This is a genomic window from Martinezella sp. CNPSo 3795 (assembly GCF_057784475.1).
The window spans coordinates 128,387-151,748 of the sequence record NZ_JBXSOQ010000012.1; the positions used below are offsets into that span (position 1 = coordinate 128,387).

Annotated in this window: 19 protein-coding genes; 3 read left to right on the forward strand and 16 right to left on the reverse strand. The window is 61.0% G+C overall.

Annotated elements, in window-relative coordinates:
* Positions 1-28 precede the first annotated feature (28 nt).
* The 3 genes from atpA to AC13QY_RS26535 all read right to left on the reverse strand — a co-directional run bounded on the left by atpA (position 29) and on the right by AC13QY_RS26535 (position 2,770).
* Positions 29-1,558, reverse strand: a complete 1,530-nt coding sequence (atpA, locus tag AC13QY_RS26525; protein ID WP_113333649.1) for a F0F1 ATP synthase subunit alpha — start codon at positions 1,556-1,558, stop codon at positions 29-31.
* Positions 1,558-2,124: a F0F1 ATP synthase subunit delta gene (locus tag AC13QY_RS26530; protein WP_069613404.1), complete on the reverse strand. Its 567-nt coding sequence runs from the start codon at positions 2,122-2,124 to the stop codon at positions 1,558-1,560. Before AC13QY_RS26530 ends, atpA begins: the two co-directional genes overlap by 1 nt.
* A 262-nt stretch (positions 2,125-2,386) precedes the next feature.
* Positions 2,387-2,770 carry an AGROH133_08824 family phage infection protein gene (locus AC13QY_RS26535; RefSeq protein WP_145636119.1) on the reverse strand — a complete coding sequence of 128 codons (384 nt, stop codon included), beginning with the start codon at positions 2,768-2,770 and terminating at the stop codon, positions 2,387-2,389.
* Positions 2,771-3,027: 257 nt separating this feature from the next.
* Here AC13QY_RS26535 and AC13QY_RS26540 point away from each other — a divergent pair, with 257 nt between their 5' ends.
* Entirely contained in the window at positions 3,028-4,083 is a 1,056-nt protein-coding gene (locus AC13QY_RS26540; protein WP_269244527.1) for a nucleotidyltransferase family protein, read from the forward strand.
* A gap of 2 nt (positions 4,084-4,085) precedes the next feature.
* Here AC13QY_RS26540 and AC13QY_RS26545 read toward each other — a convergent pair whose 3' ends face one another.
* Genes AC13QY_RS26545 through AC13QY_RS26555 form a run of 3 tightly spaced genes read right to left on the reverse strand, consistent with a single transcriptional unit; the run spans position 4,086 to position 8,473 of the window.
* On the reverse strand, positions 4,086-6,317 hold the full coding sequence (locus AC13QY_RS26545; RefSeq protein ID WP_269244528.1) for a primosomal protein N': 2,232 nt from the start codon (positions 6,315-6,317) through the stop codon (positions 4,086-4,088).
* Positions 6,318-6,366: 49 nt separating this feature from the next.
* Entirely contained in the window at positions 6,367-7,503 is a 1,137-nt protein-coding gene (locus AC13QY_RS26550; RefSeq protein ID WP_269244529.1) for an AAA family ATPase, read from the reverse strand.
* A 25-nt stretch (positions 7,504-7,528) separates the two neighbouring features.
* On the reverse strand, positions 7,529-8,473 hold the full coding sequence (locus tag AC13QY_RS26555; RefSeq protein ID WP_269244530.1) for a GNAT family N-acetyltransferase: 945 nt from the start codon (positions 8,471-8,473) through the stop codon (positions 7,529-7,531).
* A gap of 247 nt (positions 8,474-8,720) precedes the next feature.
* On the opposite strand from AC13QY_RS26555, the gene AC13QY_RS26560 reads away from it, so the two are divergent.
* Both AC13QY_RS26560 and AC13QY_RS26565 read left to right on the forward strand, forming a co-directional pair.
* Positions 8,721-9,656, forward strand: a complete 936-nt coding sequence (locus tag AC13QY_RS26560; protein WP_488494267.1) for a tyrosine recombinase XerC — start codon at positions 8,721-8,723, stop codon at positions 9,654-9,656.
* A gap of 148 nt (positions 9,657-9,804) precedes the next feature.
* The gene (locus tag AC13QY_RS26565; RefSeq protein ID WP_269244531.1) at positions 9,805-10,896 is read left to right on the forward strand and encodes a TraB/GumN family protein; all 1,092 of its coding nucleotides are present in this window, start codon (positions 9,805-9,807) and stop codon (positions 10,894-10,896) included.
* Here the strand turns inward: AC13QY_RS26565 and AC13QY_RS26570 are convergent.
* The 10 genes from AC13QY_RS26570 to AC13QY_RS26615 all read right to left on the reverse strand — a co-directional run bounded on the left by AC13QY_RS26570 (position 10,880) and on the right by AC13QY_RS26615 (position 23,188).
* Positions 10,880-11,386: a DUF2867 domain-containing protein gene (locus tag AC13QY_RS26570; RefSeq protein ID WP_186449532.1), complete on the reverse strand. Its 507-nt coding sequence runs from the start codon at positions 11,384-11,386 to the stop codon at positions 10,880-10,882. The genes AC13QY_RS26565 and AC13QY_RS26570 overlap by 17 nt on opposite strands.
* A gap of 101 nt (positions 11,387-11,487) precedes the next feature.
* Complete coding sequence (locus AC13QY_RS26575) at positions 11,488-14,349, reverse strand: M16 family metallopeptidase (RefSeq protein ID WP_488494238.1); 2,862 nt, start codon at positions 14,347-14,349, stop codon at positions 11,488-11,490.
* A gap of 112 nt (positions 14,350-14,461) precedes the next feature.
* Positions 14,462-15,868, reverse strand: coding sequence for a dihydrolipoyl dehydrogenase (gene lpdA, locus AC13QY_RS26580; protein ID WP_112723517.1), 1,407 nt, complete (start codon positions 15,866-15,868; stop codon positions 14,462-14,464).
* Between the two features lie 28 nt (positions 15,869-15,896).
* The gene (locus AC13QY_RS26585; RefSeq protein WP_145636103.1) at positions 15,897-16,535 is read right to left on the reverse strand and encodes a LysE family translocator; all 639 of its coding nucleotides are present in this window, start codon (positions 16,533-16,535) and stop codon (positions 15,897-15,899) included.
* A gap of 17 nt (positions 16,536-16,552) precedes the next feature.
* Positions 16,553-17,308 carry an SDR family oxidoreductase gene (locus AC13QY_RS26590; RefSeq protein WP_488494239.1) on the reverse strand — a complete coding sequence of 252 codons (756 nt, stop codon included), beginning with the start codon at positions 17,306-17,308 and terminating at the stop codon, positions 16,553-16,555.
* The gene (locus tag AC13QY_RS26595; protein WP_488494240.1) at positions 17,305-17,826 is read right to left on the reverse strand and encodes a hypothetical protein; all 522 of its coding nucleotides are present in this window, start codon (positions 17,824-17,826) and stop codon (positions 17,305-17,307) included. Before AC13QY_RS26595 ends, AC13QY_RS26590 begins: the two co-directional genes overlap by 4 nt.
* A gap of 2 nt (positions 17,827-17,828) precedes the next feature.
* A complete protein-coding gene (locus AC13QY_RS26600; RefSeq protein ID WP_488494241.1) occupies positions 17,829-18,578 on the reverse strand; it encodes a DUF4241 domain-containing protein in 750 nt (249 codons plus the stop codon).
* 15 nt (positions 18,579-18,593) lie between these two features.
* The gene (gene odhB, locus AC13QY_RS26605) at positions 18,594-19,841 is read right to left on the reverse strand and encodes a 2-oxoglutarate dehydrogenase complex dihydrolipoyllysine-residue succinyltransferase (protein ID WP_488494242.1); all 1,248 of its coding nucleotides are present in this window, start codon (positions 19,839-19,841) and stop codon (positions 18,594-18,596) included.
* 24 nt (positions 19,842-19,865) lie between these two features.
* On the reverse strand, positions 19,866-20,192 hold the full coding sequence (locus AC13QY_RS26610) for a YciI family protein (RefSeq protein WP_113330699.1): 327 nt from the start codon (positions 20,190-20,192) through the stop codon (positions 19,866-19,868).
* Between the two features lie 11 nt (positions 20,193-20,203).
* The gene (locus tag AC13QY_RS26615; RefSeq protein WP_069613388.1) at positions 20,204-23,188 is read right to left on the reverse strand and encodes a 2-oxoglutarate dehydrogenase E1 component; all 2,985 of its coding nucleotides are present in this window, start codon (positions 23,186-23,188) and stop codon (positions 20,204-20,206) included.
* Between the last annotated feature and the right edge of the window lie 174 nt (positions 23,189-23,362).

The following is a 23,362-nucleotide window of genomic DNA, read 5'->3' on the forward strand; positions in this document are numbered from 1 at the left end:
CTTGGTCCGTCCTAGAGCTTGGGCCCGATTACGCGAAAGACTTGGCGAAGCTGTCGAGAGCAGCAGTGAGCTTACCCTTCGTCGCGTCGCTGATGGCCTTTTCGTTACGGATGGTATCGAGGATGTCCTTGCCTTCCGAGCGGAGGTACGACAGCAGGCCCTGTTCGAACTTGCCGACCTGAGCAACAGGCAGCTTATCGAGATAGCCGTTGACGCCGGCGAAGATCACCGCAACCTGCTCTTCCGTCTTCAGCGGCGAGAACTGCGGCTGCTTCAGGAGTTCGGTCAGGCGAGCACCGCGGTTCAGCAGGCGCTGCGTTGCGGCATCGAGGTCGGAACCGAACTGGGCGAAGGCGGCCATTTCGCGATACTGGGCGAGTTCACCCTTGATCGAGCCTGCAACCTGCTTCATCGCCTTGATCTGAGCCGACGAACCGACGCGCGAAACCGAGAGACCGACGTTAACGGCCGGACGGATGCCCTGATAGAACAGGTCGGTTTCGAGGAAGATCTGGCCGTCGGTGATCGAGATCACGTTGGTCGGAATGAAGGCCGAAACGTCGTTGCCCTGCGTTTCGATGACCGGCAGAGCGGTAAGCGAACCAGCGCCCTTCTCGTCGTTCATCTTTGCTGCGCGCTCGAGGAGGCGCGAGTGCAGATAGAAAACGTCGCCCGGATAAGCTTCGCGGCCCGGCGGGCGGCGCAGCAGCAGCGACATCTGACGGTAAGCAACGGCCTGCTTGGAGAGGTCGTCATAGCCGATCAGGGCATGCTGGGCATTGTCACGGAAGTATTCACCCATGGCGCAGCCGGCAAACGGAGCCAGGAACTGCATCGGAGCCGGATCGGAAGCGGTCGCCGCAACGATGATCGAGTACTTCAGGGCGCCGCGCTCTTCGAGCACCTTGACGAACTGGGCGACGGTGGAGCGCTTCTGGCCGACGGCGACGTAAACGCAGAAGAGCTTTTCGCTGTCCGGACCGTTATCCTGGATGGACTTCTGGTTCAGGATCGTGTCGAGGATGATCGCAGTCTTGCCGGTCTGGCGGTCGCCGATAACAAGCTCGCGCTGGCCGCGGCCAACCGGGATCAGAGCGTCGATGGCCTTGAGGCCGGTCGACATGGGCTCATGAACCGACTTGCGCGGAATGATACCCGGAGCCTTGACGTCGACGCGCGAACGGCGGGTCGCATTGATCGGGCCTTTGCCGTCGATCGGGTTGCCGAGCGCGTCGACAACGCGGCCGAGAAGTTCCGGACCGACCGGAACGTCAACGATCGCGCCGGTGCGCTTGACGGTGTCGCCTTCCTTGATGTCACGGTCGGAGCCGAAGATAACGACACCGACGTTGTCGGCTTCGAGGTTCAGCGCCATGCCGCGGATGCCGCCGGGGAATTCGACCATTTCGCCGGCCTGAACATTGTCCAGACCGTAGACGCGGGCGATACCGTCACCGACGGAGAGAACCTGGCCGACTTCGGAGACTTCAGCTTCCTTGCCGAAGTTTTTGATCTGATCTTTCAGAATTGCGGAAATTTCCGCGGCGCGGATATCCATCAGCCGACCTCTTTCAATGCAAGCTTAAGGGTGGAGAGTTTGGTGCGAAGGGACGTATCGATCTGACGCGAACCGACCTTGACGATCAGACCACCAAGGATCGACGGATCGACGGTGACGGCAATCGTCACGTCCTTGCCGGTGACGCCCTTCAGCGCCGCCTTCAATTCATCTTCCTGCGCAGGAGTGAGCGCATGGGCCGAGGTAACCTCGGCGGAAATCTCGCCGCGATGCTGGGCGGCGATGATGCGGAAAGCCTTGATCATGCCCGGCAGCGCAAAAAGGCGCCGGTTGCTGGCCACAAGCTTCAGAAAATTGGTGACATAGGCGCCAAAGCCGGCCTTCTTTGCCAGCGCTTCGATCGCGCCGACCTGCTCTTCAGCCGAAAAAACCGGGCTGAGGACGAAGCGCTTCAGATCATCGCTTTCGTCGAGCATGGCTTGGAACCGATCGAGATCGGCTGCCACTGCCGGCACGGCACCCTCTTCAAGAGCCAATTCGAACAGCGACGAGGCATATCGTTCTGCAACGCCAGAAACATGCTGGGATGTGTCTGCCACGGGCACAAAATTCCCTGATTTCAACCCAAGAACCAAACTTCCGGGTGACGGAAGCGATATGCCCTTGAATTCGTTTTGATTTCCCCCAGAAATCAGCAGGAGCGCGCTCCTGCCTCATCCGAAATTCGGGGTTCGTCTAACATAGGATATTGAGACTCGCAACACGCGTATTCGACGAATACGCCATTCGGGCGAATTTATGATGGCAAAATTTAAAAAGCATGGGGATAGCACAGGCAAAAATGGCCGCGCCGGAGCCGTTTTCGGCTCAAATATAGCCAAGACCATAGAGAAAAGGTAGCGCCGCAAGAATCGCCTGCACAACCAGAAGGAGAAGGCTCAAAAATACACTGCCCCGATCGGACATGAGCGACAGGATGCGACCGAACGCCGCGACACCGAAGGAGGCGCCGAGCGCGAGATAGATCATCGGCTGCGCCAGGAGGATCGCCACCAGCCCGAAACCGACCATGAAGCCACCGGCCGAGCGCGCTTCCGCATAGGCCTCCGACCGGCCCTCCTTCACCTGCAGCTTGAGGAAGCGGTAGGTGTAGCCTGGTGCGAACATCAGGAAAAGGCCGATCAGTGCCGTGACGGCAGCCGAACAATAGGCAAGCCGCTCGCCGAATTCTGTCGGAAAATAAAGCTCCATCGGTTTTCCTCAAGTCAGTCAAATCAAATCAATCACAAGGAGAAATCGACATATGACATGAAGCGCGGCGAGAGGGAATACGGCACGAAATGCGCGGGATGAACATGTATAAATATCGCAATTATATGAAAATATTTACATTATCCCTATTTTAGATTATTTTTTGCTGAAAAGGGATAATCCGGCATCGTTGCCAATTTCTTTGCTGGAAATGAGCTTATCCCTTTTCAAGAGAAAAATTTTCTGAAAGGGATAAATTGTTTCATTTCAGTGAATTAAAGAGCGATCAAATAAGGCAGACCATCGATACGGAGCAGGTATTCGAAACCTGGCTCGCCGTAAATGCCGAGCTGTCTCATCGATTTGCAGGCGCCATGGCATGGAAAACGGTTTCCGGACGCGACTACCTTTATCGCAAGGCAAAGACTGCATGGAAATCACTTGGCCCGCGCTCTTTCGACACTGAGCAAACTTACCACCAATTTCATGAGGGCAGAAACGAACGTCGACAGCGCCTGGCCGCATTATCAACCAAGCTCGACGAAATGGCGGCCATCAATCGGGCTATGCGACTTGGCAGAATGCCATTAACAACCGCGCGTATTCTGCGGGCGCTCAATAGGGCCAATCTTATCGGTAGCGCTCTGGATATTGTCGGCACCAATGCGCTTTTTCTCTATGAGAGACTTGGCGGCATCAGGATCGACAGTGGCCTTCTCGCAACCGGCGACATCGATCTGCTTTTCGATGTGCGCGCCAGCCTCAATCTTTTGCGAAGGAATATCGGCGCAGAAGGCTTGATGGGTATCTTACGCACTGCCGACAAATCGTTTCATTCACTTGGTAAGCGGAGTTTCCGCGCCGCAAATAAGGATGGATATCTTGTCGACTTGATCGGCCCCATGCCATCGCATCCCATCAGCAATTCAAGGCCCGCCAGTATTGGTCAGAATGAGGATGATCTGGCCGCCGTCGAGATAGAGGGCCTGCAATGGTTAGTTAATAGCCCTAAGGTGGCAGCTATTGTCCTTGATGAACGCGGCTACCCCGTACAATATACCTGCCCCGATCCTAGAAGTTTTGCCTTGCACAAGCTTTGGCTTTCACGCCGGGAAGATCGCGACCCCTTGAAGAAACTCCGCGATGAAGCGCAGGCTCATGCGGTCGCAAACATGATAGGCCGTTATCTGCCGCACCTTCGATTTGACGACCCCGTACTCGGCGCTATCCCGAAGGGCCTGCGAAAGCTGTCCCATGAGTTGGAACACACAGCGTCGAAGTCGCCAGACGATAAAATCGAACCGAATTGGTAACTTCATAAGAAGCTTTGCGGATCAATATCGAGCTGCACTTGCACGGAGCCGCGCTCTTTCGGTGATTGCGCCAGCATCGCGCGCAGAAAGCCCTGCATGTCGGAATTGCGCCTGCCATGCACCAGCAGCCGGAAGCGATGGCGGCCGCGTACCAGCGCGATCGGCGCTTCGGCAGGACCCAACACCGAAATGCCCGAAACCTGCGGCGCCGCATTGCGCATGCCGCGCGCATGGGTCTCGGCATCCTGCCTGCTGTCGGCCGAAACGATGATCGAGGCAAGCCGGCCGAAGGGTGGCAAGATGGCCCTCTCCCGCTCCGAAATCTCGCGCTCGTAAAAGGCGGTGGCATCGCCGGATACGATCGCCTGCATGACGGGATGCTGCGGCTGGTAGGTCTGCAGCAGACCATGGCTCTTGAGACCGGTTCGCCCGGCGCGTCCCGTCACCTGCGACAGGAGCTGGAACGTCCGCTCGGCAGCGCGCGGATCGCCATTCGCCAGGCCGAGATCGGCATCGACGATGCCGACCAGCGTCATCAGCGGAAAATTGTGCCCCTTGGCGACGAGCTGCGTGCCGATGACGATATCGGCCTCGCCCTTGGCGATGGCGTCGAGCTCCAGCCGCAGTCGCTTGACGCCGCCCATGATGTCGGAAGAGAGCACGATCGTCCGCGCCTCGGGGAAATGCCGCTCCACCTCTTCGGCAATGCGCTCGACGCCCGGGCCGCAGGCAACGAGATGGTCGAGCGTGCCGCATTCGGGGCAGGCCTCCGGCGTGCGCTCGGCATAGCCGCATTGATGGCACTGGATCTGATTGCGGAAGCGATGCTCCACCAGCCAGCTCGAACATTGCGGACACTGGAAGCGATGGCCGCAGACGCGGCAGAGCGTCAACGGCGCATAGCCGCGCCTGTTCAGGAACAACAGCGCCTGCTCGCCCTTGGCAATCGTCTTGCCGATCGCGCGGATCATCACGGGCGAAAGAAAACCGCCGCGTTCCGGCGCATGCCGGCGCATGTCGATCAGATGCAGGTCGGGAAGAGCCGCATCGCCAAAGCGCGTCGGCAGGTGGATCGTCGTGTAGCGCCCGCTCTGGCCATTGACCTGGCTCTCGACCGAAGGCGTCGCCGACACCAGCACGACCGGGAAATCGCCGATGCGGCCGCGCACCACAGCCATATCCCGTGCATTATAATAGACGCGATCCTCCTGCTTGTAGGCAGGATCATGCTCTTCATCGACGACGATCAGCCCGAGATCCTCGAAAGGCAGGAACAGCGCTGAACGCGCCCCGGCCACGACCCTGACTTCGCCGGTAACGGCCTGTCGCCAGACCTTCTCGCGCATGCGCGGCGCAAGATCGGAATGCCATTCTGCCGGCTTGGCGCCGAAGCGATCCTGAAAGCGCTCCAGAAAACTTGCCGTCAACGCGATTTCCGGCAGCAAGATCAGCACCTGCTTGCCGCGCCTCAGCGTTTCGGCGATGGCCTCGAAATAGACCTCCGTCTTGCCGGAACCGGTGACGCCGTCGATCAGGGAAACCGCGAACTCGCCCTTGCGCACATCGGCCAGGATCTCATCGGCAGCATCCTTCTGCGGCCCCTGCAGCCGCGATGCGGTGAATTCCGGATCGGGCTTGGCGACGACGGGTGGCGGCGGCAGGAAGATGGTCTCGAAAATGCCCTGCGCAATCAGCCCGTCGACGACGCTGGTGGAGACACCGGCCGCATGCGCCAAGCCGAGCCGCGTCCACGAAAGCCCATCGGCGGCAATCTCCATCACCTTGGCGCGCGCCGGCGTCATCCGTTCCGGCTGCCCGCCGATGAATCGCAGTCCCTCGACCATCGGTTCGGGATCGAAGGCGGCCGGCGCTCTCAGCGCCATGCGCGCCACCAACCCCGGCGGCGACAGCGTATAGGCGGCAACCCAATCGATGAAATCGCGCATATGCTTGCCGAGCGGCGGGCAATCGAACACATGGCTGATCGGCCGAAGCTTTTTCGGATCGACACCACCATCATCCTCGCCATCCCAGACCACGCCGATCACCTGCCGCGGCCCGAGAGGCACCTGCACGACAGAACCAGGCTCGACCGCCATGCCCTCGGGCACCGCATAGGAATAGGCCCGCGGCGCCGGCATCGGCACGAGAACGGGCACAGTACGGCTCATCACAGGCTTTGCAGGCGCCGCCTCGAAAAGCGCACCGAACAGATCGGAAGAATCTTTGCTCATTGCGCCAGACCATGCCCCGGACGGACGCAAAAGAAAACCCGGATTGCCGCTACTCATCTTCATCATCGATCTCGCCAGTCAGCCGCATGCCGTCGATCCAGGTGGAGCCGTCCTCGCGGATCACCCGGCGCGGCTTCGCGCCGCAGCGCTCGCGAACAGCCTCGGCCAGACGTTCTGAATGGGTGACGATCCAGATCTGGCTCGTCTTTGCGGCCTCAGCGATCATATCGGCAAGCGGCAGCAGCATGTCCGGATGCAGGCTCGCCTCCGGCTCGTTGAGCGCGATCAGCGGCGGTAGGCGGTAGGACATCAAGGCGGCGGCAAGGCCGAGAAAACGGATCTGGCCATCGGAAAGCTCGCGCGGCTGGAAGATGCGGTTGGGAAATTCGGGCAGCATCAGGCCGAAATCCGCCGTTTCCTGTGGCTCCGGCACGACGAGCCTGGCGCCGCCAAGCGCTGCGGCAAGAACCCGGTCCAGCTCCACGGTGTCTTCGCGCGTATGGACGAGGGTTGCGAAAACGGCGGCGATATTGGCGCCATCCTCATCCAGCATGGCAGACGTCACAGCAAGGCAAGGCGCACGCAGCGGCGAGCCGCGATCGGTGCGGAAGCCATGGTAGAATCGCCAGGCGTCGACGGCGCGCCGGAACGTGCCGATCTCCGGAAAATGACCGGCATCGCCCAGGAGTGCGACCGCGGTTTCGGAGGTCAGGGCGTTCTCGGGATACGCCTGCATGCGGCCGCTCTCGCCGCGCACGGAAATGCCGGGGCCATCGCGCTTCATCATCGTCACCGGCCGCCGCCCCGTCTCGACGGAAAGCTCCTCGGCCTTGACTTGCGGCTCCAGTGGAAATCCGGCGGATGCCACGGGCGGCCGCATGCCCGCTTCGATCCAGTAGCGGAAGGTTGCCGCCCGCTCCATGTCGAGCAGCTCGACGTCGAAGCGAATGCGGGCGGACTCATGCGAACGCCGCTTGCCCGACCACATGGCCGAGAACATGCCGCCTTCGCTTGATATCTCATGCGCCAGCCTCCCGCGAACCGCCGCCTGAACGAGCTGCAGGGAGCGATAGAGATTGGACTTACCCACCCCATTTTCGCCGATGAACAGATTGACATCGGAAAGATCCATGCGGATCGAGCGCAGGGAGCGATAATTGCGGGCAAACATGGAGCGAAGCTGCATGCGGAGGGTTTAGCCGATTCCGATATTAAAGAGAATGCGAAACCAGAGGCTCGTCCTGGTTCGGAGGAACAAGCGGCGAGAAGGTTGCATTTCCATCCGCCGCAAGATCGACGACCGTATGCCTCTCCAGCGCCTTCGTCACCTCGTTGACATCGCCGTCCAGATGTTCGACGGGAATGAGATTACCCACGAGGAAATCGAACCGGTCGCCGCGCTTGTTGAGCAGCTCGTGGAACACGGTCATGTCGCGCAGCTCGGTCGACCATTTGGCGAACCAGTAGAACAGGCCGGAATTGCGCGCCGTCAGATTCACCGGCAGGATCGGCAGATTGTATTTACGTGCCAAGCCCACGGCCGAGGTCTTCCACGGGCGTTCATTCAGCCTGCCGTTCGCCCAGTAGGCGATGCGGCCGGACGGGAAGAGCACGGTCACCTTGCCCTCCGCCACGGCGCGGTTGGTCAGCTGCAGCGTCTCGCGCGTCTTTGGCTTGCTCTTATATTCCTCGCGCCACTCCACAGGGATGATCATCTCGGCAAAGCGCGGGTTGACGCGTACCGCATCGCGGTTGGCAAAGATCATCATATCGGGCCGGCGCGACTTCAGAAGATCGAAGACAGCAACGCCATCGGCGATGCCTGTGGGATGATTGCTGACGAGAATGAAACCGCCCTTAGTCGGAATACGATCGGCATGGGTGACGCCGATATCGAGCCGCAGCAGATCGCTCATATATTCGAAGCATTGAAAGCCGGAGAGCTTGGCGACATCGTCGGCGAACTCGATCGCCTTGTTGTAGCGCAGCAGCGTGTAGAGAAACGGGCGCATGAGCGGCCAGAGCGGATTGCGAACGATCTTCTGACCGCGCTCGGCGATGAGAGTATCGACAATATGTCCGGGCTGGCCCTGAGACACCAAAGCGATCGCTTCTGCAAGTTGTCCCAGTGCAGTTATCGAGCCGCGGCGCGCCATGAAGTGTCCTGAATGGTTGGGAGATATTCTATCGCAATCGAATATGATCGAAGCATGACAAGCGCCTCGCATATGGAAGGCGAACCATCCGAGATCCGGAATCGACCCATATGCAGTTTCATTGAAGTCCAGCTACTCCCCGCAGCACGAAGGGAAAACGCGCCGGAAGCAGCGGGAAAATTAGCGATTCCATAACCTTCCTTCCTTCAAAGTGGCAGATGCGATCTGAATTTCAAGGGGTTTTCCACTGAACGAATTGCTTGTTATCGCCGACTCCAGGTTGATGGCGGAACGCAACCGCTGGCTTGACGCGCTTGGCCAGGAACGGCGGCTCGCCGCCCACACGCTGAATGCCTATGAACGCGACACGCGGCAATTCCTCACCTTCCTCACCGGCCATCTCGGCGGTCCGGCGACGATCGAGGATATTCACGCGCTCCGTCCCGCCGACTTTCGTGCCTTTCTGGCCGCCCGCCGCAAGGATGGTGCCGGTGCGCGTTCGCTCGGGCGCAATCTCGCGGGCCTTCGTTCGCTGCTGCGTTATCTGGAAAAGAAGGGCCTGGTGAACGCCGCGGGTGCCGCTGCGGTCCGCTCGCCGAAACAGCCGAAATCACTGCCGAAGCCCCTTTCCGACAAGCAGGCGATTACCGTCGTCAGTGACGAGGCGCAGCTGCACGAAGAGCCATGGATCGCTGCGCGCGATGCCGCCGTGCTGACCCTGCTCTACGGCTGCGGTCTGCGCATTTCCGAAGCGCTGGATCTGAGACCGCAGGACTTTCCATCAGGAGCGACATCGCTGCGCATCACCGGCAAGGGCAACAAGACGCGATTGGTGCCGTTGCTGCCGATCGTCACGCAAGCGATCGATCAGTATCGCAAGCTCTGCCCCTATCATCTCGAAGCCGATGACGCCCTTTTTCGCGGCGCGCGCGGCGGCAAGCTGCAGCCGGGCATCATCCAGCACGGCATGCAGAAACTGCGCGGCGCCTTCGGGCTGCCGGATACGGCAACACCGCACGCGCTCCGTCATTCCTTTGCCACCCATCTCCTGGCTGGCGGCGGTGACCTCAGAACCATCCAGGAACTGCTCGGCCACGCCAGCCTCTCGACGACGCAGGTCTATACCGGCGTCGATTCCTCGCGCCTGCTCGAAGTCTACGACCGCGCCCATCCCCGCGCGTAAGGCCGTTCGTGCGCATAAGAAAAGATTAACCTCTCGCGTTAAGGGAATTTCCGTCTCGTTCGCGTAAAGCAGAACCATGTCCCGGCATGCCCTCCGAAAGCCGCTTTCCGGCGTTAGCGGTCATGCTCTCTGCGAACGGAAGATTCTGATGATTTCTGCCCTCGGGTCCAAGACGATGCGGTCGATGAAGCCGACGCTTGGCGATATGCTGCTCTGGCTTGCAACCGCCTTTCCGCTGATGCTTGCGGTGCTGTTGGTCGCGACCATGCTGACGCTGCAGCCGGCTCATGCAGAAGGTGCTGTGTCCGACAGTTGCGGCGGCAAGGATTTGATGGCCGAACTTCAGAAGAACGATCCGGCAAAATACGCCTCCATCATCGCCGCCGGCGACAAGGTGGAGAATGGCAAGGGCATCTTCTGGAAGATCGAAAAGCCCGGCCTGAAGCCGTCCTGGCTGCTGGGCTCCATGCACGTTTCGGATTCGCGCGTGCTCACCTTGCCGAAGGGTGCTGCCGACGCCGTTGCATCAGCCGATACGATCGTTGTCGAATCGGATGAAATTCTCGACGACAAGAAGGCCGCCGCTGCCCTCTTCGCCAATCCTTCACTCACCATGCTCACCGACGGCTCGACCATCAGCCAGCATCTGTCGCCCGAAGACAATGCTCGGCTGGAAGCGGGTCTGAAAGAGCGCGGCATTGCGCTCGCCGCCGTTTCGCGCATGCAGCCCTGGCTGATCTCGAGCTCCTTCGAGATGACGGGCTGCGAGGTTCGCCGCAAGACGGCCGGTGCGAAATTCCTCGACCAGAAGCTGGCGGGCGATGCCGCGGCCGAGGGCAAGAAGGTCGTTGGCCTCGAAACGCTGGCAGAGCAGGCCAAAGCCATGAGCGATCTGCCGATCGCGCTTCATCTGAAATCGCTGATGCAGACGCTCGAACTGGGCGACAAGATCAACGACGTCAATGAAACGATGACAGGCCTCTATCTCGCCGGCAATATCGGCGCGATGATCCCGATGCTGAAAGTGATCGAACCGGACCAGAAGATTACCGATGCCGATACCGCCGCCTTCGAACAGCGCATCATCCTCGATCGAAACAAGGTCATGGCCGAGCGCGCCGCGCCGGTTCTCGAAAAGGGCAATGCCTTCATCGCCGTTGGTGCGCTTCACCTCGTCGGCGATCAGGGCCTCGTGGCGCTGCTACGCAAGCAGGGCTTTACTGTCACGGCGGTAAACTGACCGCTCGCAACCGCTTGCCGAGATCGGCAAGCATCGTCGCGACGATCAGGCGGTGGAATGGCGTGATGATGGCGAGATAGATCCGACCCAGCAATATGTTCCGCCGGACGAGCGTCGTGGCATCAACCAGCCGGCGCCCCTGATCGTCATCACGCACGTCGATAACGACCCGAAAATCGAGATGCCGATCATCGAAGCCGAGCACGACCTGATTGTCGGACTTGCTGACGACGGGAAAGAAGCCGATCTTTTCCAGCTCCTGTGCCCGAAGGTCGCTGCTGGATTTCAAGCCGAACAAACTGGTTATCGCATCGCGCACTCGTATCAGCAGCCGCGCCCAAATCGGAAAGCGGCTCAGCATCGATCGGGCGGCGGCGATGGCCGTCAGATCCGAGTTCGGGATACTCAGCTCGTAGCAGTCAGCCCAATCGGCATCCGGCAGCGCCGGATGCGGCATTAGGGGCTTCACCATCAAAGGCCTTGCAGACATGATTTCATCCGCCTTTATTCGACGGCTGCAGACTACCACACATTGCAATGCTACCCGACCAACAAAAGCCGGCTGCGGCAATTTGGCCGGCAGATAATAGCCTAACGCACGGCCGATCCATCCGCCGGCAATATCTTCAACCGCCAGGAAGCATCAGGCTTCAGATAGGTCGTTGCGATGGTGCGGACATCCTCGGCGGTCACGGCTTCGTAGCCGCTGATGCTCCTGCGAATACGGTCGAGACGCCGAGGGTCTCTCTGAGCATCGCGAAGATTCTGGACCCAATAGCCGTTGGTCTGCTGCGAGCGCTTCACCGCTTCGATGATCGGAACCTTGGCCCGCGTCAGCTCATCGGGCGAAACATCTCCCTGACCGAGATCGGCGGCGATCTTATCCACCAGCTCAAAGAAGTGATCCACCTTGGCGGGCGTGGTTTCGACATAGAGATAGGCAAAACCATAGCCGGGGATCGACCTCGACAGATCGACCTCGCCCTGAGGGCTGTAGGTGGCGCCCTCGGCGATACGGAACTGGTCGATTAGGCGATTCTGCAGGATCGCGCCGGCGACATTGGCAGCGGCAGCACGCGGCAGATCCGAAAGGAAATCGCCGATCGGCATGGCGACGGCTGCACCGGCGCTGTCGCTGCGCCCATCGTGAAGGCGCACGACCGGATCGGTCGTCGGTGCCGGAAAGTGCACGCCGGAACCGTCACTGTGTTTCCCTTCGTCGCCGCGAACCGGCAAGGCGCCGAAGGTCTGCGCCGTCAAGCGAATGGCGTCATCGACCTCGACATCGCCGGCGATGATGACTTCGATCGGCCCCTTCGAAAGAGCGGGCTGCAGGAGGCCCTCGAAATCTTCCGGCTTCGCATCCATCAACTGCGTCCGGTCCGGAAATGCCCAGCGCGGATCGCCAGAATGCAGGAGGCCGGAAAGGTCGCGGCCGACCACGCTGCCTGGCGTCGCCTGAAGCTGGGGAAGCATGTTCAGATAGGCTTGCTGGACCCGTTTGAAAACATCCGGACGATAGGCCGCATCGGAGACGTAAGCAGTCAGCAGCTGCAATTGCGTTTGCAGATCGCGCGGCTGCGTCGTACCTTCGAATTTGAAAGCGGCATCCTGAATGGCGAAATCAATGCTCACGACCTTCGCGGCAAAAGCCTTCTGCATGTCGTCGTAGCTGATGGCTTTCAGGCCGGATAGCGGCAGAGCCGGCGCCGCCCAAATCGGCAGCGGGCGATCGTTCAGCAGGTCCAGCCGGCCACGGCCGACTTCTGCGCGCACCAAAATCTCGTCAGCGCGATATTTCGTCGGCTTAACGGTCAGGCGGACGCCATTGGCGAAACGCACCATCGTAACGCCGAGATCATCGACCGTACGGCGTTCGACGATATCGCCGGGCTTGCCGAAATCGGTGTAGGGCCATGCGACCGAAGCCGTCTGTTCCGGCGCCTTTACCGCCACGGCGCGCGATTCGGCATAGGCTTTCTCCACAGCGGCATCGCCGCCCTCGAGCATTTGCGGGATTTGCAGCACCAGCTGCGGACCATTGCCGGTAAAGACGCGCTGAAGAACCTGGTTGACCTCTTCCGCCCGCAGGTCTTTCATCGCAGCATCAAACAGCGCCAGATCTTCCGCAGGCGAGGTGAAAACCATGTTTTCGCCGACGCTCCAGTTGAGCGAACCGGCAATATCCGGGCTCGTGCGCGTCGCGGCACCGCTCGCGGCTGCCTGGAGGGTGGAGCGATATTCGGCGATTTCCCTGTCGATCTCGCTCTGGTCGGCACCGAACTGCGCTAGGCGGCGCTGCTCCTGATCGATAGCGGCCAGGGCAGCCTGCCACTTCGCGGGATCGCTATCGGCAGCAATCATCGCCACATGGGCCGATTTCAGCAGATCCTGCGCACCGGCCTGCGCGCTGACGAAGGGCGGATTGGGCTGCTGTGCCAAAACTGACAGGCGCCGGTTGAGAACGGCGAGGCCGATATCCTCCACCAGCTGCGAGCGGCGCTTGGCAGTCCTATCCGGCGAAGCGTCGTAGGCACGCGTCCAGGCAAGCTGCACGCGGGTCGCTCCACCCGGCACGATGACCGTGCCGACGCGCTCTCCACGGCTTTGTAGAGTGCCGAGATCAGGGTCTGCGGGTGCAGCTGCGGCGGGGACCCAATTGCCGAATCGGTTGCGGATATCGGCTTCGATGGCGGCCGCATCGATATCGCCGACGACAATCAGGGTGGCGCGATCGGGGCGATAATAGCTGCGGTAGAAATCCCGCAGCAGATCGACCGGAGCGTTGCTGATAATATCGGTCTTGCCGATCGGCGGGCGCTGCGGCACACGCTGCCCTGGCAGCAGCTGCGCAAGCAAACCGGTCCCGCCGCGATATTGCGGCGTGTCGCGCAGCTTCTCTTCCGAAAGGATAACGCCGCGCTCGCGGTCGAAGGCACCGGCGTCGAGCGTTAGTTCGCTCGCCGTCTCGCGCATCAGCATCAGGCCGGTCGAAACCGTCTCCGGATTGGCTTCCGGCAGATCCAGCGCATAAACAGTTTCGCCATAGCTCGTCGACGCATTGGTATCCGCGCCGAAGGCCAGACCGAGACGCTGGAGGGTACGCACCATCTCGCCTTCCGGCACATGGGTCGAGCCCTTGAAGGCCATATGCTCGAGGAAATGCGCCAGACCCTGCTGGTCGTCGCGCTCCTGCAACGAGCCAGCGCCGATGCGGAAGCGGATCGCCACCTGACCGGCGGGTGTCGCATTGTGCATGACGGCATAGCGCATGCCGTTCGGCAAAGTCCCAAAGCGAATTCCCTGCTCCACCGGCAGATCGCTTGCCGCCTGAGGCCAGCTGGCGACAGGCGTTTCCGCATAGGCGGGAGCCGCAACGGTAACGAGGAGTGCGAGCGCTGTCGCAACGAAAAGTTTCAGGGGCAGGCGGCCGGCTGGGTTTTGACGTGACATGCTTGCTTTGTTGGTGAGAACGATTGGATGATGCGATGCACGGGAGCCCGTACATCGCATCATCAGGCAAGCATTGCAATCCCGGCGCTTGTCACGCCGGGACGGTCCGATCTTACATATGGATCGGCTTGAAGAAGGTCGCGAGCGCGGCTTCCTTGACAGCTTCCGACATTGTGGGATGCGCGTGGCAGGTGCGGCCGAGATCCTCCGACGAACCGCCGAATTCCATCAGCACGGCGATCTCGTGGATCATCTCGCCGGCGCCGAAGCCGACGATATGGCCGCCGAGAACGCGATCGGTTTCCTTATCGGCGAGAATCTTGACGAAGCCGTCCGTCGCCAGCATGGCGCGGGCGCGGCCGTTGGCGGAGAACGGGAACTTGCCGACCTTGTAGGCGATGCCAGCAGCCTTCAGCTCTTCCTCGGTCTTGCCGACGGAGGCGACTTCCGGCTGCGTGTAGACGACGCTCGGGATGACGTCGTAGTTCACATGGCCGGCCTGGCCAGCGAGGATTTCCGCAAGCGCCACGCCTTCGTCTTCCGCCTTGTGGGCGAGCATCGGACCCTTTACGACGTCGCCGATAGCATAGATGCCGGCGACATTGGTCTTGAAGTGACCGTCGATCTCGACGCGGCCGCGATTGTCGAGGGCCACGCCGGCTTCTTCGAGGCCGAGGCCGGCCGTGTAGGGCTTGCGGCCGGTGGCAACGAGAACCACATCCGCATCAAGCACGACCTTGTCGCCGCCCTTGACCGGCTCGAAGGTGACCTTGGCGCCGTTGCCGGTTTTTTCAACGCCGACGACCTTGGCGCCGAGATGGAACTCAAGACCCTGCTTGGCAAGCATGCGCTGGAACTGCTTGGAGACTTCACCGTCCATGCCGCCGAGGATGGTGTCGAGATATTCGACGACGGTAACCTTGGCGCCGAGGCGCGACCAGACCGAGCCGAGCTCGAGGCCGATGACGCCGCCGCCGACCACGATCATCTTGCCCGGCACCTTGTCGAGCGCGATGCCGCCGGTCGAGGAGATGATGACCTTCTCGTCGATCTCAAGCGGAACGCCAGGAATGCCGGCAACGTCGGAGCCGGTGGCGATGACGATGTTCTTGCCTTCGATCTCGGTCACCTTGCCGTCTTCGGCCGTGACGGAAACCTTGCCGGCCGAAACGATCTTGCCGGTGCCCTGGAAGGCATCGATCTTGTTCTTCTTGAAGAGGAAGGCGACGCCGTCGACGTTCGACTTAACCGTTGCATCCTTGTGCGCCAGCATCTTTTCAAGATTGAGCTTCGGAGCGGCAACTTCGACGCCGAGGGCATCCATGCCATGGCCGGCATGATGGAACACTTCGGAAGCGTGCAGCAGCGCCTTGGACGGAATGCAGCCGACATTGAGGCAGGTGCCGCCATAGGTCGCGCGCTTTTCGACGACCGCGACCTTCAGGCCGAGCTGCGCTGCCTTGACTGCGCAGACATAGCCGCCGGGGCCGGTTCCGATAATGATCACATCGTAGGACATGTTTTAATTTCCTTGTTTTGTATCTTTGTTAGTCAGTCGCCCGTGCCAAGGCGAGGCGGATGCCGAAGCCCACAAGCGCCGCTCCGGTGATGCGGTTGAACCATTTACCCGATGCTATGAAACGATCGCGCACCGGCTTGACGGTGAAGAAGGTGGAAACGCCGGCAAACCAGGCGACAAGCGCTGCCGCCATGCCGATGCCGTAGCTGAACTGGATGAGCGCCGGCGTATCGTGATGGACGAGCGTCGAAAACAGCGACAGGAAGAACAGCACCGGCTTCGGGTTCAACGCATTGGTGATGAAGCCCGTGGCTAGGCAGCGCCAGACGGAAACCGGCTTGCAATCTTCCTCGGTGATCTCGACATCCTTCACCTGAAAGCCGGATTGGCGGAAGGACTTGAAGCCGAGATAGACGAGATAGGCCACGCCTGCCCATTTGATCAGGCTGAACAGCATTAGCGACTGCGACACGATCAGGCCCAGGCCAAGAATTGTGTAGCTGATGTGAAAGAGCAGCGAGAAGCCCATACCAAGGCCCGTCATCATGGCGGCGCGGCGGCCATGCACGATGCTCTGGCGCAGGATCACGGCAAAATCGGCGCCCGGAATGACGATGAAGATCGAGAACACCGCCATCAGGCCGAGGAATTCGAGAATATATGGCATCTATCGACCCTTTCCGATCAGCGACCGCCGCTCACGTCGAGCACGGCACCGGTTATATAGGATGCATGCGGGCTCAGCAGGTAGAGGATGGCATCCGCGACCTCATCGGCCGTTCCCGAGCGCTTCATCGGCAATTGTGGTGCGATATCGCGCGCCCGATCCGGCAGTCCGGCCGCCGCATGGATATCGGTGTCGATGATGCCGGGCCGCACCGCATTCACCCGAATGCCTTCCGCCGCCACTTCGCGTGCAAGCCCGACAGTGAACGTATCGATCGCGCCCTTGGAAGCGGCATAGTCGACATATTGCCCGCCACCGCCAAGCGTCGCCGCCATGGAGGAGACGTTGACGATCACTCCGCCCTTGCCGCCATGCCGGGTCGACATGCGGCGCACGGCTTCGGCCGCCGCCAGCATCGAACCGGTGACATTGATGCGAAACATGCGGTCGATCCGCTCCGGCGTCATTTCATCCAGACGCTGGACGACATCGACGATGCCGGCATTGTTGACGAGCCCGTCGATGCGGCCGAAATGCGCGTCGACCTTGGCGAAGATGGCTTTGATATCCTTGGGCTTGCCGACATCGCCGGCAACTGCGATCGCCTGGCCGCCGGCGTCAACGATCGTCCCCACCACAGCCTCGGCCGCATCCTTGTTGGACGCATAATTGACCGCAACGGCCCAGCCATGCTGAGCGGCTGCCAGACAAACCGCGGCACCGATGCCGCGGCTGCCGCCGGTCACGAGAAGAACAGGCGTGTCGTCGGTCATTGATTGCATCCTTTCAGACTAAGGACATCCCACGGCGCGATAGTTGCCTTCCCCTTGCCCCAGAGGGACGACTTCTGGATCGAGGGACCGAGCGCCGGCAGGAACAGCCGATCCGCCGCGCTCTCGCCTTCTCCCGGCAATGCGCGGATATGGCCTTTCAGATCCGAGGCATAGACCATGCCCTGCCACACGGTGCAGGCCCTGAGGTCGGCTCCCGTTATATCCCCTTCAGGACATTCGAACATGATCCGCCCATCGGCGCGCAGATGGTCGTCTGTGCGCATCACGATCCCATCGGCCACGATATTGGTGTTGCGCACTGCGAGCTTGAATCTGTTGCTGACGGATGATTCCGAGCCCATGGGCTCGAAGCGCAGCTCATAGGCATTGTCCATATCGACATAGACAGCCTTTTCCTGCACGCATTCTTCCGCATAGGCAGGCACGGGATTGACCGCGCAGGCCACCATTATCCAAGGCATCGAGGCCAGTCGGATCATCGCGGTTGCGATCGGCATCGTCATTGTCCTCCCGGCTCGCGCCGGCCGTCGGCATTTTCCATGACGCCGAAATCGGTGAACAGAACCAGCGGCCTGCCGGCGGCATCCAGCCCCCAAAACACCGGATAGAAGCCATCACCCCAGCCGCTCGAGAAGATGGCGACGTTGCCGCGCTTGTCCGATATCGGCCGATGTAAGACGTAGTCGTCGTTATTCGGCTGCAGCTCGGAGGCCAGAACGTCATCATAGTAGTTGATATCCGACGATGACTTCCCTGCCTGGACCTGCTTTTCGCGCTCCTGGATCAGCGCGAAGGTGTCGGCATCCATGCAGCAGCCAAGACCGGCATCGACCGGATAACCGAAGAACTCATCATTCTTCAGCGAGTTGATATCCTGGCCGGGGACCACGGCCAATTCCCAGCGCACCGGCTTGCCCTCGGCAAAACGCATGCTGGCCGCAGCGATGCGGCCGAAGGCTTGATACAAGGTAACGGGATAATCGCCGGGAGAAACAGTGCGGGTAAATGCCGCTCGGTCAGGCCCGACGAGCGGGTCGCTGGCGACGATGCGCCCGGAGGTCAGTTCCACCTTGCCGATGCGCAGTATGTTGATCGAGCGGGCGGCAAGATCGGCGTCGCCAAGCGACGCCAGATCGAGATTGCTGCTGAGCTTGGAAATGTCGAACTCCGCCGCGCCGGCGGAGGATGGCACCCATGCGGCGACGGCGCATAACAATCCGCGCAGCGTCCGCATGGGCCATGTCGACATGATCCAACGCTCCCCTTAGAGATCGAGAACGAGACGTTCCGGATCTTCCAAGCTTTCCTTGACGCGTACGAGGAAGGTAACCGCTTCCTTGCCGTCGACGATGCGGTGATCGTAGGAGAGCGCCAGATACATCATCGGACGGATGACGACCTGGCCGCCGATGGCGACCGGACGCTCCTGGATCTTGTGCATGCCGAGAATGCCCGACTGCGGCGCATTGAGGATCGGCGATGACATCAGCGAACCATAGACGCCGCCATTGGTAATGGTGAAGGTGCCGCCCTGCATGTCGGCCATCGCCAGCGTACCATCGCGAGCGGCCTTCGCCAGACGGCCAAGCTCCTTCTCGACTTCCGCGATCGACATCTGATCTGCATCGCGGATGACGGGAACGACAAGACCCTTGTCGGTGCCGACGGCCATGCCGACGTGGCAGTAGTTCTTGTAGATGATGTCGGTGCCGTCGATCTCGGCGTTGACAGCAGGCAGTTCCTTCAGCGCATGGGTGACGGCCTTGGTGAAGAAGCCCATGAAGCCGAGCTTCACGCCATGCTTCTTCTCGAAGATGTCCTTGTACTTGTTGCGCAGGTCCATGACGGCCTTCATGTCCACCTCGTTGTAGGTGGTAAGCATGGCAGCGGTATTCTGCGCATCCTTGAGGCGCTTGGCGATCGTCTGACGCAGGCGCGTCATCTTCACGCGCTCTTCGCGGTTGACGTCCTCGACAGCGGTCGGCGCGCGGGCAGCAACCGGTGCTGCCGGTGCGGCGGTCGGAGCCGATGCAGCCTTGGCAACGGCAGCGATCACATCGCCCTTCAAGACCTGGCCGCGCTTGCCGCTGCCTTCGACCTGATCGGCGGAGAGGTTGTTTTCAGCAAGCAGCTTGCCGGCAGCCGGAGCCGGCGGCATGGAGGAAGCCGGAGCGGAAACGGCGGGAGCGGCAACCGGTGCAGCGGCGGCGGGTGCCGGAGCAGCAGCAGCGGCAGCGGGTGCGGCAGCCTGTGCCGGAGCGGCAGCAGCGCCGTTGCCGGCGGAAATCTGGCCGAGCAGCGCACCGAGACCCACAGTTTCGCCGGCCTGGGCAACGATTTCGGAAAGTGTGCCGGCAGCAGGCGCCGGAACTTCGATCGTCACCTTGTCGGTTTCAAGTTCGAGAAGCGGCTCATCGGCCTTGATGGCATCGCCGACCTTCTTGAACCAGGTACCGACGGTCGCTTCGCTGACGGATTCGCCGAGGGTAGGAACGCGGATTTCAGTGGCCATTGTTCAAATCCTGATTTTTCGTCTTTATGAGTTGGATGGAATTCCGGCGACAGAGGACCGGAGAATGAGTGAGGGCATCGGCGAGATTTCGATACGGAAACCGAGCCCGGCGAGTAGGACGGGATCGGCATCGCCAAGTGACTTGGCCGCATCGGCATTCTCGACGTCGACGACAGCCACGCCGAAAGCACCATCGGCCGCGAAGACCGGGCCGACGACAATTGCCGTCCCGGCATTCGCATGTTCTCGCCAATAGGCGGCGTGTTGCTGCATGGCGGCCATCTCCTCCTCCGTGGCGTCATGCGGGAAGCTGGGGCGCGGCGGCACAAGTTTCAGATGAAAATAGGCCATCGCGCAACCCCTCAACCGCCAAGCGCGTCCTCAAGGAACGCCGCAAGCTGCGACAGATGCTTGGACATCAGGCCCGTCGCCGGCGAGGCGGCGGCCGGACGGCCGGTGTAGCGAACGCGCTGGTACTTCGCATCGATATGGGCAAGCACCCATTCCAGATACGGATCGATGAAGGACCATGCGCCCATGTTCTTCGGCTCTTCCTGGCACCAGACCATTTCCGCATTGCGGAAGCGGCTGAGCTCGTTGATGAGCGCCTTGGCCGGGAACGGATAGAGCTGTTCGATGCGCAGCAGGTAGATATCGTCGATGCCGCGCTTCTCACGCTCTTCCAGCAGATCGTAATAGACCTTGCCCGAGCAGATGACGACGCGACGGATCTTGTTGTCCTTCTGCAGCTTGATCGGGCTGTCCTTGATCAGCTCCGCATCATCCCAGAGCAGGCGATGGAAGGAGCTTTCGCCGGCCATCTCCGCAAGGGTCGATACGGCGCGCTTGTGGCGCAGCAGCGACTTCGGCGTCATCAGGATCAGCGGCTTGCGGAAGTCGCGCTTCAGCTGACGGCGCAGAATGTGGAAGTAGTTCGCCGGCGTCGTGACGTTGGCGACCTGCATGTTGTCTTCGGCGCAGAGCTGCAGATAGCGTTCCAGGCGAGCCGAGGAGTGTTCCGGACCCTGGCCTTCATAGCCATGCGGCAGCAGGCAGACCAGACCCGACATACGCAGCCACTTGCGTTCACCCGACGAGATGAACTGGTCGAACACGACCTGCGCACCATTGGCGAAGTCGCCGAACTGGGCTTCCCAGAGGGTCAGCGCGTTCGGACGGGCAAGCGAGTAGCCGTATTCGAAGCCGAGAACCGCCTCTTCCGAGAGCATCGAGTTGATGACTTCGTAACGGGCCTGGGTCGGCGAGAGATTGGCGAGCGGAATGTAGCGCTCTTCGGTCTCCTGATCGTAGAGAACCGAGTGGCGCTGCGAGAAGGTGCCGCGTTCGCAGTCCTGACCGGACAGGCGGATCTTGTGGCCTTCGACGACGAGAGAACCGAAGGCCAGAGCCTCCGCCATCGCCCAATCGATGCCCTCGCCGGTCTGCACCATGTTGGCGCGGTTTTCCATGAAGCGCTGGATGGTGCGGTGCGCATGGAAGCCGGCCGGGATTTCCGACAGCTTGCGGCCGATTTCCTTCAGCGACTTCATCGGCACGGCGGTCTTGCCGCGGCGCTGCTCGTCGGCATTGTCGGCCGTGTGCAGGCCGGACCACTCACCGTCAAGCCAGTCGGCCTTGTTCGGCTTGTAGGACTGGCCGGCCTCGAACTCCTGCTCGAGATGCGCGCGCCAATCGGCCTTCATCTTCTCGACTTCACCTTCGGTCAGCACGCCTTCGCTGATCAGCCGCTGCGAATAGATCTGCAGTACCGTCTTGTGGGCGCGGATGACCTTGTACATGTTCGGCTGCGTGAAGGATGGCTCATCGCCTTCATTGTGGCCGTAACGGCGGTAGCAGAAGAGGTCGACCACGACCGGCTTGTGGAACTTCATGCGGAATTCGGTCGCGATCTTCGCGGCATAAACAACCGCTTCCGGATCGTCGCCGTTGACGTGGAAGATCGGTGCCTCGATCATCTTGGCGACGTCGGACGGATAGGGCGACGAGCGCGAGAAGGCCGGATTGGTGGTGAAACCGATCTGGTTGTTGATGATGACGTGCATCGTGCCGGCAACGCGGTGGCCGCGCAGACCGGAGAGGCCGAGGATTTCGGCAACGACGCCCTGGCCGGCAAAAGCCGCGTCACCATGGATGAGCAGCGGCACGACCTTGGCGCGTTCGGACAGCGGTATGATATCGCCGTCCCATTGGGTGGCGCCCATATCCTGCTTGGCGCGGGCCTTGCCCATGACGACCGGGTTGACGATTTCGAGGTGCGACGGGTTTGCCGTCAGCGACACGTGCACCTTGGCGCCGTCGAAATCACGGTCCGAGGAGGCCCCGAGATGGTACTTCACGTCACCCGAGCCTTCGACTTCGTCCGGCGCGTAGGAGCCGCCCTTGAACTCGTGGAAGATGGCGCGATGCGGCTTGCCCATGACCTGGGAGAGCACGTTCAAACGGCCGCGATGGGCCATGCCGAACACGGCTTCGCGAAGACCGAGCTGGCTGCCGCTCTTGAGGATCTGTTCGAGCGCCGGGATCAGCGACTCACCGCCGTCGAGGCCGAAGCGCTTGGTACCCTTGAACTTGACGTCGAGGAACTGCTCATAGCCCTCGGCTTCGATAATCTTCTGAAGGATGGCCTTCTTGCGCTCGGGATTGAAGGCGATGCCCTTGTCCGGACCTTCGATGCGCTCCTGAATCCAGGCCTTTTCCTCCGGATTGGAGATGTGCATGAATTCGACGCCGAGGGTGGAGCAGTAGGTGCGCTCAAGGATCTCGATCATCTCGCGAATGGTCGCGAATTCGAGGCCGAGCACGTTGTCGATGAAGATCTTACGGTCGAGGTCGGCCTCGGTGAAGCCGTAAGCTTCCGGCGACAGTTCCTTGTAGTCTTCGACCGGAGCCGCAATGCCGAGCGGATCGAGCTTGGCATGCAGATGACCGCGCATGCGATAGGCGCGGATCATCATGATGGCGCGGACGGAATCGCGCGTCGCCTGCAGGACGTCGGTCGCGCTCGCCGGCGCTCCGGCGGTTTCGGCCTTGGCCTTCAGCTTGGTTTCGATGACCTTTTCGACAACGCCCCAGTCGCCATCGAGCGCGGAGACGAGATCGCCCTTTGCCGGGATCGGCCAGTTCTTGCGCTGCCAGGAGGCGCCCTTGGCCGCCTTCTTCACATCGTCGGGACTATCCTCGAGCGCCTTGAAGAACGACCGCCACTCGTCGGAGACCGATGAAGGATCGTCCTCGTAGCGCGCGTAGAGCTGCTCGATATAGGCAGCATTGGCGCCATCCAGGAACGAGGTGATCTGAAATTGCTCGTTGGCTTCTTGCCTTGCCATGGTGAATCTGCGGGCGCTCTCGCCCGTCTCCCAACTTGTTTGCATTGCCGGTTTTCGGGTTCCCGGCGACCGTATTTCATCTAAGGCCATCAGGCCGTCGGTATGCACTTGCGATTATCTAAACCGGACGGGACAAGGCGACTGCCGCCCCATCCGGCCTTGCTTTAGGTAGGC

Bases quoted from the DNA above. Each gene is read 5' to 3' on its own strand.
- atpA (WP_113333649.1), bottom strand. From the start codon at position 1,558: ATGGATATCCGCGCCGCGGAAATTTCCGCAATTCTGAAAGATCAGATC.
- AC13QY_RS26535 (WP_145636119.1), bottom strand. From the start codon at position 2,770: ATGGAGCTTTATTTTCCGACAGAATTCGGCGAGCGGCTTGCCTATTGT.
- AC13QY_RS26545 (WP_269244528.1), bottom strand. From the start codon at position 6,317: ATGAGCAAAGATTCTTCCGATCTGTTCGGTGCGCTTTTCGAGGCGGCG.
- AC13QY_RS26550 (WP_269244529.1), bottom strand. From the start codon at position 7,503: ATGCAGCTTCGCTCCATGTTTGCCCGCAATTATCGCTCCCTGCGCTCG.
- AC13QY_RS26555 (WP_269244530.1), bottom strand. From the start codon at position 8,473: ATGGCGCGCCGCGGCTCGATAACTGCACTGGGACAACTTGCAGAAGCG.
- AC13QY_RS26565 (WP_269244531.1), top strand. From the start codon at position 9,805: ATGATTTCTGCCCTCGGGTCCAAGACGATGCGGTCGATGAAGCCGACG.
- AC13QY_RS26570 (WP_186449532.1), bottom strand. From the start codon at position 11,386: ATGTCTGCAAGGCCTTTGATGGTGAAGCCCCTAATGCCGCATCCGGCG.
- AC13QY_RS26575 (WP_488494238.1), bottom strand. From the start codon at position 14,349: ATGTCACGTCAAAACCCAGCCGGCCGCCTGCCCCTGAAACTTTTCGTT.
- lpdA (WP_112723517.1), bottom strand. From the start codon at position 15,868: ATGTCCTACGATGTGATCATTATCGGAACCGGCCCCGGCGGCTATGTC.
- AC13QY_RS26585 (WP_145636103.1), bottom strand. From the start codon at position 16,535: ATGCCATATATTCTCGAATTCCTCGGCCTGATGGCGGTGTTCTCGATC.
- AC13QY_RS26590 (WP_488494239.1), bottom strand. From the start codon at position 17,308: ATGACCGACGACACGCCTGTTCTTCTCGTGACCGGCGGCAGCCGCGGC.
- AC13QY_RS26595 (WP_488494240.1), bottom strand. From the start codon at position 17,826: ATGCCGATCGCAACCGCGATGATCCGACTGGCCTCGATGCCTTGGATA.
- AC13QY_RS26600 (WP_488494241.1), bottom strand. From the start codon at position 18,578: ATGTCGACATGGCCCATGCGGACGCTGCGCGGATTGTTATGCGCCGTC.
- odhB (WP_488494242.1), bottom strand. From the start codon at position 19,841: ATGGCCACTGAAATCCGCGTTCCTACCCTCGGCGAATCCGTCAGCGAA.
- AC13QY_RS26610 (WP_113330699.1), bottom strand. From the start codon at position 20,192: ATGGCCTATTTTCATCTGAAACTTGTGCCGCCGCGCCCCAGCTTCCCG.
- AC13QY_RS26615 (WP_069613388.1), bottom strand. From the start codon at position 23,188: ATGGCAAGGCAAGAAGCCAACGAGCAATTTCAGATCACCTCGTTCCTG.